Origin of the sequence: Buchnera aphidicola (Greenidea ficicola) (assembly GCF_039386055.1) — a bacterium.
Taxonomy (GTDB): domain Bacteria; phylum Pseudomonadota; class Gammaproteobacteria; order Enterobacterales; family Enterobacteriaceae; genus Buchnera_K; species Buchnera_K aphidicola_A.
Map to the genome: position 1 here is coordinate 325,207 of NZ_CP135012.1, position 12,963 is coordinate 338,169.

Below are 12,963 nucleotides of genomic sequence, written 5' to 3' on the forward strand. Positions count from 1 at the left end.
TTATAATTATTTTTTTAAAATATTAAAATAATAGGAATAATTATGTTAACAAGAATTATGAATGGAAATAAAATAGCATTAAAATTAGAAAAAAAAATAAAAAAAAAAATAAAAATAAGAAAAAAAAATAAAAAAAGAATTCCAGGATTAGCTGTTATTATAATAGGAAATAATATATCTTCAAAAATATATGTTAAAAAAAAAAAAAAAGCTTGTAAAAAATTAGGGTTTATTTCTAAAATTTGGAAATTTAAAAATAATATTCATGAAAATAAAATTTTAAAATTAATACAAAATCTTAATTATAATAATACTATAGATGGAATATTAATACAATTACCATTACCAAATAATTTTAATTTAACAAAAATAATGAATAGTATATTACCTGATAAAGATATTGATGGTTTTCATCCTTATAATATTGGATGTTTATGTCAAAAAAAACCAAAATTAAGACCTTGTACTCCACAAGGAATAATAAAATTATTAAAAGAATATAAAATTAAAATAAAAGGTATGCACGCAGTTATTATAGGAGCTTCAAATATTGTTGGAAGACCAATGAGTTTAGAACTTTTATTGAAAGGTTGTACAACAACAACAACTCATAAATTTACAAAAAATTTAAAAAAACATATAAAAAACGCAGATATAATAATAATAGCAATAGGAAAACCAAAATTTTTAAAAGGAAAATGGATTAAAAAAGGAGCAATAATAATTGATGTAGGTATAAATAAATTAAAAAATGGAAAAATAATTGGAGATGTAGATTTTAAATCTATGAAAAATAAAGCTTCTTATATTACTCCAGTACCTGGAGGAGTAGGACCAATGACAGTTTTAACATTATTAAAAAACACTTTAAAAGCTTGTGAAAAATATCACGAAAATTAAATTATTAATTAAACCAAATTGTACCATCAATAGTATCTTGCAAAGATACTCCTAATTTTATTAATTTTTTTTTTAAAAAATCAGCTTTAAACCATTTTTTTTGTTTTCTAGCTTTATTTCTTTTTTTAATTATTTTTTTAATATATATTTTTTTTTTAACATTTAAATTTTTATTAAAATTTAAAAAAGAAAAAGGAAAATCATAAAAAAAACCTAATATCCTTCCTAAATAAAATAAAGTATATATTAAAACATTATTTTGTAATATATATTTTTTTTTATAAATATTTATTTTTTTAGATAAATTATTTAATAACTTTAAAGCTTTAGATGTATTAAAATCATCATTCATAAAATATAAAAATTTATTTACATAAAAAGAAGATAAACAAAAAATTTTTTTTTTAAAAAATTTTTTTTCCTTATAAGAAATTTGTAAATATAATTTTTTTAATAATAAAAAAGAAAAATAAATATTTTTTTTTTTAAAAATTAACGGTTTTCTATAATTTTTAGTTAAACAATAATATCTAATTACTTCTCCATGATATTTATTAAATAAATTTTTTAAATATAAAGAATTTCCTAAAGATTTAGACATTTTTTGATTATTTATAATAACAACACCAGAATGCAACCAATATTTAATTAAATAATTATTATTTAAACAAGTAGATTGAGAAAGTTCATTTTCATGATGAGGAAAAATTAAATCAGATCCTCCTCCATGAATATCAATATATTTTTTAAAATATTTTTTATGTATTGCAGAACACTCTATATGCCAACCAGGCCTTCCAAAACCCCAAGGAGATAACCAAGAAGGTTCATTATTTTTAGAAATTTTCCACAAAACAAAATCAAAAAAAAATTTTTTTTTATTTTTCTGTTTAAAATTATTTTTTAAAAATCTATTAGATAAAACACCATAATTAATATCTTTTTTTATTGAAAAAAGAATATCATTTTTATAAAAAATTTTTTTTTTATTATTAATAATATTTGAATAAGCATATTTATTATTTAATAATTTCTTTATTACAAAAATAATATAATTAATATTATATGTAACCTTAGGTTCATAATCAGGTTTTTTAATATTTAAAATATTAAAATGATAATTCATTATTTTTATTATTTTTTTAGTAAAAATATTAATAGATTTATTAATAATAAAAGATTTATTAATTATTTTATCATCAATATCTGTTATATTTCTTACATAAACAACATTAAAATTATTAAATTTTAAATATCTTACGATCATATCAAAAATTACAAAAGTTCTTCCATGACCAAAATGACAAAAATCATAAACAGTAACACCACAAACATAAACATTAACATTATTTTTTATTATAGGAATAAATTTTTCTTTTTTTTTTGTTTTTGTGTTAAAAATTTTTAACATAAAATTCTTATTTTAAAGAAAATATAATATAATACGAGCACGAAATTATAAAACGTACTCGTACATATTTAGTATTTTATTATTTTTTTTTAAATAAAATTTATAAACTAATTACATTAGCAGCGGAAGGACCTTTAGCACCTTCTGTAATTTCAAATTCTACACTTTGACCTTCAGCTAAAGTTTTAAAACCATTACTTTGAATAGCTGAAAAATGTACAAAAACATCTTTACTTCCATCTTCAGGAGTAATAAAACCAAAACCTTTTGATTCATTAAACCATTTAACATTACCTTTAATCTTAGACATCTATGTTACCTTTACATAAAAAAATCTTTAATATTAAAAAAATTAATAATATTTAACAATATAATTTAAAAATAAAGTTTTTAAAAAAATAATACAAATTATATTAAATAATTCCTGGAAATTACCTACTCTCACACAAGGAGACCTTGTACTACAATTGGCGTTATAATGTTTCACTTCTGAGTTCGGAAAGGGATCAGGTGGTACCAAAAAACTATTTTAACCAGGAATTTATAAAATTTTACTATAAAAAAAAATTTAAATCAAATAAAATAAACAACTGTGGCGTTGTAAGGTTAAGTCTCTCGGGTCATTAGTACTGGTTAGCTAAACATATTACTATGATTACACACCCAGCCTATCAACGTTGTAGTCTTCAACGTCCCTTCAGTAAATCTTATTTAATAAGATTTCAGGGAAAACTAATCTCAGGGCAAGTTTCGTGCTTATATGCTTTCAGCACTTATCTTTTCCGCATTTAGCTACCGGGCAATGCCATTGGCATGACAACCCGAACACCAGTGATGCGTCCACTTCGGTCCTCTCGTACTAGAAATAGCCCCCTTCAATTTTCCTGCGCCCACGACAGATAGGGACCGAACTGTCTCACGACGTTCTAAACCCAGCTCGCGTACCACTTTAAATGGCGAACAGCCATACCCTTGGGACCTGCTTCAGCCCCAGGATGTGATGAGCCGACATCGAGGTGCCAAACACCGCCGTCGATATGAACTCTTGGGCGGTATCAGCCTGTTATCCCCGGAGTACCTTTTATCTGTTGAGCGATGGCCCTTCCATGCAGAACCACCGGATCACTAAGACCTGCTTTCGCATCTGCTTGCATTATCAAGCTCGCAGTTAAATTGGCTTATGCCTTTACACTAACCTTACGATTTCCAACCGTAATTAGCCAATCTTTGTACTCCTCCGTTACTCTTTAGGAGGAGACCGCCCCAGTCAAACTACCCACCAGACACTGTTTCTATACCGGATAACGGCATAAGATTAGAATATCAAAATTTAAAGAGTGGTATTTCACTATTGACTCCTTTTTAACTTACATTAAAAATTCTTAATCTCCCACCTATTCTACACATTAAACTTCAATATTCAATGTCAAGATATAGTAAAGGTTCACGGGGTCTTTCCGTCTTGTCGCGGGAATACTGCATCTTCACAGCAATTTCAATTTCACTGAGTCTCGGGTGGAGACAGCCTAGCCATCATTACGCCATTCGTGCAGGTCGGAACTTACCCGACAAGGAATTTCGCTACCTTAGGACCGTTATAGTTACGGCCGCCGTTTACCGGGGCTTCAGTCCAAAGCTTTAGGTTTCCCTTAACTTTTTCGATTAACCTTCCGGCACCGGGCAGGCGTCACACCGTATACTTCCATTTTCATGTTTGCACAGTGCTATGTTTTTAATAAACAGTTGCAGCCAGCTGGTATCTTCGACTGATTTAAGCTTCAAAAGTAATTTTTGTTACTATTATATCAGCGTGCCTTCTCCCGAAGTTACGGCACCATTTTGCCTAGTTCCTTCACCCGAGTTCTCTCAAGCGCCTTAGTATTCTCTACTTAACTACCTGTGTCGGTTTATGGTACGATTTAATATTATTTATGCTTAGAGGATTTTCTTGGAAGTGTGGTATTAATTACTTCACTAAATTAATAGTTCGTACTCACGCCTTAGCTTTAAGATAAGCGGATTTGCCTACTTATCAAACCTACACGTTTAAACCAAGATAACCGTCACTTGGATAATCTAACCTACTTCGTCCCCCCATCGCAATAATATTAAGCACAAGAATATTAACTTGTTATCCATCGATTACGCCTATCGGCCTCACCTTAGGTATCGGCTTACCCTGCCCCGATTACCGTTGGACAGGAAACCTTAGTTTTTCGGCGAGCAGGTTTTTTACCTGCTTTATCGTTACTCATGTCAGCATTCGCACTTCTGATACCTCCAATGTATTTTACAATACACCTTCCACAGCTTACAGAACGCTCCCCTACCCAATAAAAAAAAAATTTATTGCCGCAGCTTCGGTATATAATTTAGCCCCGTTAAATCTTCCGCGCAGAAAAACTCGACCAGTGAGCTATTACGCTTTCTTTAAATGATGGCTGCTTCTAAGCCAACATCCTGGCTGTTTTAGCCTTTCCACATCGTTTCCCACTTAATTATAATTTAGGGACCTTAGCTGGCGATCTGGGTTGTTTCCCTTTCCACAACGGACGTTAGCACCCGCTGTGTGTCTCCCATGATAACATTCTACGGTATTCGGAGTTTGCATCGAGTTGGTAGGCCGGGATGGCCCCCTAGTCGAAACAGTGCTCTACCCCCGAAGATGAATACATGAGGCGCTACCTAAATAGCTTTCGGGGAGAACCAGCTATATCCCGGTTTGATTGGCCTTTCACCCCTAGCCACAAGTCATCCGCTAATTTTTCAACATTAGTCGGTTCGGTCCTCCAGTTAGTTTTACCAAACTTTCAACCTGCTCATAGCTAGATCACCGGGTTTCGGGTCTGTATTTTACAACTAAACGCCCATTTAGGACTCGGTTTCCCTATGGCTTCCTCATAAAAAAGTTAACCTTGCTATAAAATACAAGTCGCTGACCCATTATACAAAAGGTACGCAGTCACTTTTATAAAAAAAAAGCTCCTACTGCTTGTACGTATACGGTTTCAGGATCTATTTCACTCCCCTAACCGGGGTTCTTTTCACCTTTCCCTTACGGTACTAGTTCACTATCGGTCAATCAGGAGTATTTAGCCTTAGAGGATGGTCCCCCTTTATTCAGACAAGATTTCTCGTGTCTCGCCCTACTTATCGAATTCACAAAAATAAAATTTTCATATACGAGGCTATCACTCTTTATTGCAGATTTTTCCAAATCATTCTATTAAAATTATTTTTGATTATAATTCTAGGCTTTTCCCTTTTCGCTCGCCACTACTTAGGGAATCTCATTTGATTTCTTTTCCTCAAGGTACTTAGATGTTTCAGTTCCCTTGGTTTGCTTTATTATTCTATGAATTCAAATAATAATAATATATAAAATATATATTGGGTTTCCCCATTCGGATACCACCGGCTCAAATGTTTCATATCAACTAACCGATAATTTTCGCAGATTAGCACGTCCTTCATCGCCTCTGATTGCCTAGGCATCCACCATATACGCTTAATTACTTAACCTTACAACCCACAGGTGTTTATTTACCTGATTATAAATTTTAAAAGAACAAACAAAAAATATTTAATAAACTAAAACATTCTAACACATTATTTTAATTTAGTATACTAAAAAATTTAAATTTTTGTCCCCTAGGGGATTTGAACCCCTGTTGTTGCCGTGAAAGGGCAATGTCCTAACCTCTAGACGAAGGGGACAATTATTTTATATATAAAAAAAAACAAAAATAAAACAAATTATATTTTCACAGAAGAAAATAAAAGAGTCAAGTTTTTATTATTTTTTTTTTTTTAAAAAAATCTATAACAAAATCAATATTAGGTAAAACACCATGCCATAATTTAAAAGAATATGCAGCTTGAGAAATTAACATTCCAAATCCATCAGAAATTAAATTTCCACCATTTTTTTTATACCAAGATAAAAAAGGAGTAATAGAATTACTATAAAATAAATCATAACAAGGAACATGTTTATTTACTAAAAAATTTTTAATTAATGGAAACTTTCCATAATAACCTAAAGAAGTAGCATGAATTATTAAATCAAATTTTTTTTTAAAATATTTTTTAGAATTAAAATTTCTTATCTTTCCAAAAAATTTAAATTTTTTAATTAATTTTAATACCCTTAAATCAGTTCTATTTAAAATATAAACAGAACAATTTAAAGAAAACAAAGATAATAAAATACCTTTTACTGCTCCACCAGCACCAATAATTAATACTTTTTTATTTTTTTTTATATATTTTAATCTATTTAAATCATACAATAAACCTAAACCATCTGTATTATCACCGAAAATCATACCATTACGTAATTTTAATAAAGTATTTACAGAACCAGAAATTTTAGCTTCTTTACTTAAAATATCAGAAAAATCATAAGCTAATTCTTTAAAAGGAGAAGTAATATTTGCTCCTAAACCATTATTTAAAAAAAAATTATTTAAAATATTATAAAAATCATTTTTAGAAACACAATAAGATTTATAAATATAATTAATATTCATAATTTTAGAAAAAAAATTATGAATTAATGGTGATTTAGAATGCTTAATAGGATTTCCAAATAAACCAAAAGAACCTTCTATACATTTATTAATTTTCATAATAAAATACCATAAAATATTAAATTTTAAATAAAAAATAATAATTTAAAATAAATAAATAATATTAAATTATAAATTATATAAAAAATAATAATAAAAAATTAAATATATCTATAAAATAAAAATGTTAAAAATTTTAAAATATCCAGATAAAAGATTAAGAATTAAAGCAAAACCAGTAAAAAAAATAAATTATAATATACAAAAAATAATAAATAAAATGTTTAAAATAATGAAAAAAAAAAATGGAATAGGTTTAGCTGCAACACAAATTAATATCCATTTGCAAATTATAGTAATAGAAAAATTATTAAATATAAATACACCGATGGTATTAATTAATCCTAAAATAATAAAAAAAAAAGGAAAAATAAAATTTGAAGAAAGATGTTTATCAATTCCTAATAAAAAAGGAATAATTACAAGATCAAAAATAATAAAAGTTTCTACATTAAATTATTTTGGTAAAAAATATATATTTCAAGCAAAATCAATATTATCAATTTGTATACAACATGAAATAGATCACCTTATAGGAAAATTATTTATAGATTACATATAAAATAAAAAAATGAAAATAAAAAAAAAAAAAATAAAAATATTATTTGCTGGAACTCCTAAATTTTCTTCAAAACATTTAAAAAAATTATGTAAAAAAAAATATAAAATAATAGCAGTTTTAACAAAACCAGATACAAAAAAAAACAGAAAAATGAAAATAAAAATTTCACCAGTAAAAAAAATAGCAAAAAAAAACAAAATAAAAATATACCAACCTAAAAATTTAAATAAAAAAAAAACAATAAATAAAATAAAATCTTTTAAAGCAAATCTTATGATAGTAATTGCTTACGGATTTATTATTCCAAAAAAAATATTAAAATTATTTCCATTAGGATGTATTAATATACATCCATCATTACTTCCTAGATGGCAAGGAGCTTGCCCTATACAATGGGCATTACTAAAAGGAGATAAAAAAACAGGAATAACTATTATAAAAATGAATAAATATATTGATCAAGGGAATATAATATGCTCATTTAACTACAAAATAAAAAAAAAAGATACAAACATAACATTAAATAAAAAACTAAATCAAATAGGAATAAAAGCATTAATATATATTTTAAAAAAAATAAAAAAATCAAAAAAAATAAAAACAAAAAAACAAAAAACAAAAAAAATTTTTTACGCAAAAAAAATAAAAAAAAAACATGGAAAAATAAACTGGAAAAAAAAAAAAAGTAAAACTATAGAAAGAATGATAAAAGCTTTTAACCCATGGCCAAGTGTTTATTTTAATATTAAAAAAAAAACCATAAAAATTTGGAAAGCTAAAACATTACAAGATAAAAAAAAAAATAAAAATAAACCAGGAACTATATTATCAATTACAAAAAATGGAATTAAAATACAAACTAAAAAAAAAATATTAAAAATTAAAAAATTACAAATATCTGGATCAAAAAAAATAAACGCAAAAGAATTTTATAACGCAAATCATAAATGGATTAAAAAAAAAGATATTTTATAATAAATTTTATTTATTTTTTTAAAAAAAATATAATAAACGGGAAATAACCCTCCCGTTTATAAAAAATATTATTAATAAAATTATTTTTTAACATTACTATATAATCTACCAACAAACTTTATATAAGCAATAGGAGCATTATCACCTTTTCTATAACCACATTTAAATATATGTGTATAACCACCAGGTCTTTTAAAAAAATAAGGACCATAATCATTAAATAACTTAGAAACAATAAAATTATTACGAACATTAGAAAAAACAATTCTTCTATGATATATAGAATCTTTTTTAGCAATAGTAATTAAAGGTTCTACAATTTTTCTTAATTCTTTAGCTTTAGCTAAAGTTGTTTTTATTATTTCATAACGTAATAAAGAACAAACCATATTTCTAAACATTATCTTTAAATGATCGCTTTTTTTATTTAATTTACGACCGCTTTTTCTATGTCTCATAATATCAACCCTATAATTTTTATAAATTATAAAAAAAAATAATCATATTTTATTCAACAATACTATTTGGAGGCCAATTTTCTAATTTCATACCTAATGATAAATTTCTAGAAGATAAAACATCTTTTATTTCTGTTAAAGATTTTTTTCCTAAATTAGGAGTTTTTAATAATTCTACTTCTGTTTTTTGAACTAAATCTCCAATATAATGAACAGCTTCTGCTTTTAAACAATTAGCAGAACGAACAGTTAACTCTAAATCATCAACCGGTCTTAATAAAATAGGTTCAAATTCAGGTTTTAATTCTTTTATTTCTGGTTGTTCTAAATCTTTAAAATATATAAAAGCTTCTAATTGTTCAGATAAAATTGTAGCAGCTGTTCTTATTGCTTCTTCTGGATCAATCGCTCCATTAGTTTCCATTTCAATAATTAATTTATCTAAATCAGTTCTTTTTTCAATACGAGCAGGTTCTACAGAATAAGAAATTCTATCAATAGGACTATAACAAGCATCAAGAAACAATTTTCCTATTAAAGATTTTTCAGAATCTAAAATTTTATTTCTTCTTGTCAAAGAAGAAGCATAACCTATACCTTTTTGTACTTTTATTTTCATACTTATAGATGCATACTCATATGTTAAATTACATATCAAATGATCTAAATTAATAATTTCTATACTAGAATCATGTATAATATCAGAAGCTAAAACAATTCCAATACCTGTTTTTTTTAAAGTCATAAAACCTTCATCTTTTTTATGTAATTTAATCGCCAAACCTTTTAAATTTAATAAAATTTCTAAAATATCTTCCTTTACACCTTCTTTACTGCTATATTCATGAACAACTCCATCTATTTCAACTTCAGTAACAGCACAACCAGAAATTGAAGATAACAAAATTCTTCTTAACGCATTTCCCAAAGTATGACCAAAACCTCTTTCTAATGGTTCCAAAATAATCTTAGAATGTGTTTTACTTACATGTTTTATATCAACTATTTGAGGTTTTAAAAAATCAGAAATAAAACCATGCATATATACCCTCTTATAACTTTATAAATTTTATTTAGAATATAATTCTACAATTAAATGTTCATTAATCTCTGCTGGTAAATCAGAACGATCAGGATTTTTTTTTAAAATACCAAACATTTTTATTTTGTCAACTTCTAACCAAACTGGTTGTTCTCTTTGTTCTGATAAAGATAAAGCTGCTTTAATACGTAACTGATTCTTTGCTTTTTCTTTAATTGAAATAACATCATTAATTAATACTTGATAAGAAGGAATATTAATAATTTTATTATTTACCATTATAGATTTATGATTTACCAATTGTCTAGATTCAGCTCTAGTAGAACCAAAACCTATACGATAAACAATATTATCTAAACGATTTTCTAATAAAATTAATAAATTTTCTCCTGTATTCCCTTTTAATTTTACTGCTTTTTTATAATAATTATGAAATTGACGTTCTAAAATACCATACAACCTTCTAACTTTTTGTTTTTCTCTTAATTGTATTCCATATTCAGATAATCTTGGTTTTTTAAAACCATGTTGACCAGGAGGATGATCAATTTTACATTTAGAATCCATTCCTCTTAAACCAGATTTTAAAAATAAATCTGTTCCTTCTCTACGACTTAATTTTAATTTTGGCCCTAAATATCTTGCCATNAAAAAATTTTTCCTTATAAAATTTTACACCCTTCTTTTTTTAGGAGGTCTACACCCATTATGAGGTATAGGGGTAACATCTGTAATATTAGTAATACGAAAACCTAAATTATTTAAAGCTCTTATAGTAGATTCCCTTCCAGGACCTGGACCTTTTACCATTACTTCTAAATTTTTAATTCCATAATCTTTTACTAATTCCGTACATCGTTCTGCAGCAACTTGTGCTGCAAAAGGTGTGGATTTTCTAGAACCTCTAAAACCAGATCCTCCAGAAGTAGCCCAACCTAAAGTATTACCTTGTCGATCAGTAATTGTTACAATAGTATTATTAAAAGAAGCATGAATATGAACTATTCCATCTAATATTTTTTTTTTAATACGTTTTTTAATTTTAATATTTTTTTTTATCATTATTTAAATAACCTAATTATTTTTTAATTATTTTTCTAGAACCTTTTCGAGTTCGAGCATTTGTTTTTGTTCTTTGACCATTTACCGGTAAATTTTTTCTATGACGAAATCCTTTGTAACAACCTAAATCCATCAATCTTTTAATATTTAATGTAACTTCTCTTCTTAAATCTCCTTCAATAACAAATTTAGAAATTTTTTCTCTTATTTTATCTATTTTTTTATCAGATAACTCCGATATTTTAACATTTAATTTAACACCAATACTAAAACAAATCATTTTTGCTCTACTTTTACCAATTCCATAAATGGAAGTTAATGCAATAACAGTATGTTTATTTTCAGGAACATTAATACCTGCAATACGCACAAAATATAACTCCTAATTAATAAAAAAAATATAAATATAAATATAATATATAATATTTAACCTTGTCTTTGTTTGTGTTTTGGGTCATTAGAACAAAACACACGTATTATATTATTTCTACGGAAAATTTTACAATGACGACATAATTTTTTTACAGAAGCTCTAACTTTCATATAATACCTATAAAAAATAAAAATATTATATTAATAATATTTTTTATTAAAATTTAAATTTGACTTTTTTAAAACATTTTTATATTGACTTGATAACATTAATGTTTGTATTTGAGAAATAAAATCTATAATAACCACTGTAACAATTAAAAAAGAAGTTCCTCCAAAATAAAAAGGAATATAAAAAAAATCTTTTATAATATCTGGAATTAAACATATTAAAATAATATAAAAAGATCCTATAAAAGTAACTCGAAACATAATTTTTTTAATATAATTTTCTGTTTTAAAACCAGGCCTAATACCAAAAATAAAAACTCCAGATTTTTTTAAATTCTTAGATACTTCTTTAGGATTAAATATTAATAAACTATAAAAAAAACAAAAAAAAATAATTAAACAAGAATATATTATAATATATATTAATGTATTAATATGAAAATATAAAAAAAAATTTTTAATAATATTATAATAATAAACTAAAAAATTATCAGCATTTAACCAAGAACAAATTGTTGTTGGAAAAATTATTATACTTGAAGAAAAAATAGATGGTATAACTCCAGAAATATTTATTTTTAATGGTAAATAAGAATTTTTTTCTTTATAAGAACGTTGTGTATACTGTCTTCTAGAATAAAAAACTTTTATTTTTCTTTGACTACATTCTATAAAAACTATAACATAAAGTAAAAAAAATAACAAAAAAAATAACATTAAAAATAAATAAAATGAAAAATTTCCTTGTTTTATCTGAAAAATAATATTTAAAAAATGATATGGAATTTCAGAAATAATCCCTATAAAAATAAATATTGAAATACCATTTCCAATACCTTTTTCAGTAATTAATTCACCTAACCACATCAAAAATACTGTTCCAGTAACTAAAGTTATTATAGATATAAGATAAAAAAAAATATTTGGATTTATTACTAAATGATATATTCCTAAAATATTAGGCAAACCAAAAGAAATTCCTATAGCTTGAAAAAAAGCAAAAAAAACTGTAGTATATCTAATATATTCATTGATTTTTAAATTTCCACTTTCTCCATTTTTTTTAATTTCCTTTAAAAAAGGAACAACTAATGTTAACAACTGTATAATAATAGAAGCAGAAATATATGGCATAACACCTAAAGTAAAAATAGAAGCTCTGCTTAAAGAACCTCCAGAAAAAATATTAAACATATCAATAATCGTTCCATGTTTTTTAACAAAAATTTGTGATAATACCGAAGTATTTATTCCAGGTATAGGAATAAAACAACCTAATCTAAAAACAATAACAGAAATTAATAAAAAAAACAAACGATTCTTTAATTCATAAAAACTATTTTTACTTAAATTTAACCCTAAACATTTAAACATAACTA

At 25.3% G+C, this 12,963-nt stretch carries 13 protein-coding genes, 1 tRNA gene and 2 rRNA genes; 3 read left to right on the forward strand and 13 right to left on the reverse strand.

Translation table 11 applies throughout. From position 1 onward, the window contains the following. Positions 1-42 precede the first annotated feature (42 nt). A complete protein-coding gene (gene folD, locus RJT27_RS01560; RefSeq protein ID WP_343189380.1) occupies positions 43-900 on the forward strand; it encodes a bifunctional methylenetetrahydrofolate dehydrogenase/methenyltetrahydrofolate cyclohydrolase FolD in 858 nt (285 codons plus the stop codon). A 4-nt stretch (positions 901-904) separates the two neighbouring features. On the opposite strand, the gene cysS is transcribed toward folD, so the two are convergent. The 6 genes from cysS to aroE form a co-directional block, all read right to left on the reverse strand. Continuing rightward, positions 905-2,311: a cysteine--tRNA ligase gene (cysS, locus tag RJT27_RS01565; RefSeq protein WP_343189381.1), complete on the reverse strand. Its 1,407-nt coding sequence runs from the start codon at positions 2,309-2,311 to the stop codon at positions 905-907. A gap of 100 nt (positions 2,312-2,411) precedes the next feature. Continuing rightward, complete coding sequence (gene cspE / locus RJT27_RS01570) at positions 2,412-2,621, reverse strand: transcription antiterminator/RNA stability regulator CspE (protein WP_009874442.1); 210 nt, start codon at positions 2,619-2,621, stop codon at positions 2,412-2,414. Between the two features lie 112 nt (positions 2,622-2,733). Beyond that, positions 2,734-2,849, reverse strand: a 5S ribosomal RNA gene (rrf, locus tag RJT27_RS01575). Between the two features lie 64 nt (positions 2,850-2,913). Continuing rightward, positions 2,914-5,833 (reverse strand): 23S ribosomal RNA (locus tag RJT27_RS01580). A 123-nt stretch (positions 5,834-5,956) separates the two neighbouring features. Beyond that, positions 5,957-6,028 (reverse strand) — tRNA-Glu (locus tag RJT27_RS01585). 68 nt (positions 6,029-6,096) lie between these two features. Then, a complete protein-coding gene (gene aroE, locus RJT27_RS01590; protein WP_343189382.1) occupies positions 6,097-6,942 on the reverse strand; it encodes a shikimate dehydrogenase in 846 nt (281 codons plus the stop codon). A gap of 118 nt (positions 6,943-7,060) precedes the next feature. Between aroE and def the strand changes: the two genes are divergently transcribed. Then, positions 7,061-7,504, forward strand: coding sequence for a peptide deformylase (gene def, locus RJT27_RS01595; RefSeq protein WP_343189639.1), 444 nt, complete (start codon positions 7,061-7,063; stop codon positions 7,502-7,504). 9 nt (positions 7,505-7,513) lie between these two features. Next, the gene (fmt, locus tag RJT27_RS01600; RefSeq protein ID WP_343189383.1) at positions 7,514-8,479 is read left to right on the forward strand and encodes a methionyl-tRNA formyltransferase; all 966 of its coding nucleotides are present in this window, start codon (positions 7,514-7,516) and stop codon (positions 8,477-8,479) included. Positions 8,480-8,559: 80 nt separating this feature from the next. On the opposite strand, the gene rplQ is transcribed toward fmt, so the two are convergent. The 7 genes from rplQ to secY all read right to left on the reverse strand — a co-directional run bounded on the left by rplQ (position 8,560) and on the right by secY (position 12,958). Further along, positions 8,560-8,937: a 50S ribosomal protein L17 gene (gene rplQ, locus RJT27_RS01605; protein ID WP_343189384.1), complete on the reverse strand. Its 378-nt coding sequence runs from the start codon at positions 8,935-8,937 to the stop codon at positions 8,560-8,562. 49 nt (positions 8,938-8,986) lie between these two features. Next, positions 8,987-9,979, reverse strand: a complete 993-nt coding sequence (locus tag RJT27_RS01610) for a DNA-directed RNA polymerase subunit alpha (protein WP_343189385.1) — start codon at positions 9,977-9,979, stop codon at positions 8,987-8,989. A 27-nt stretch (positions 9,980-10,006) separates the two neighbouring features. Then, complete coding sequence (gene rpsD / locus RJT27_RS01615) at positions 10,007-10,627, reverse strand: 30S ribosomal protein S4 (protein WP_343189386.1); 621 nt, start codon at positions 10,625-10,627, stop codon at positions 10,007-10,009. Between the two features lie 24 nt (positions 10,628-10,651). Further along, positions 10,652-11,041 carry a 30S ribosomal protein S11 gene (gene rpsK, locus RJT27_RS01620; protein WP_343189387.1) on the reverse strand — a complete coding sequence of 130 codons (390 nt, stop codon included), beginning with the start codon at positions 11,039-11,041 and terminating at the stop codon, positions 10,652-10,654. A gap of 16 nt (positions 11,042-11,057) precedes the next feature. Beyond that, on the reverse strand, positions 11,058-11,411 hold the full coding sequence (gene rpsM, locus RJT27_RS01625) for a 30S ribosomal protein S13 (RefSeq protein ID WP_343189388.1): 354 nt from the start codon (positions 11,409-11,411) through the stop codon (positions 11,058-11,060). A 56-nt stretch (positions 11,412-11,467) separates the two neighbouring features. Further along, positions 11,468-11,584: a 50S ribosomal protein L36 gene (gene rpmJ, locus RJT27_RS01630; RefSeq protein ID WP_343189389.1), complete on the reverse strand. Its 117-nt coding sequence runs from the start codon at positions 11,582-11,584 to the stop codon at positions 11,468-11,470. Positions 11,585-11,614: 30 nt separating this feature from the next. Beyond that, positions 11,615-12,958, reverse strand: coding sequence for a preprotein translocase subunit SecY (gene secY, locus RJT27_RS01635; protein ID WP_343189390.1), 1,344 nt, complete (start codon positions 12,956-12,958; stop codon positions 11,615-11,617). Positions 12,959-12,963 lie beyond the last annotated feature (5 nt).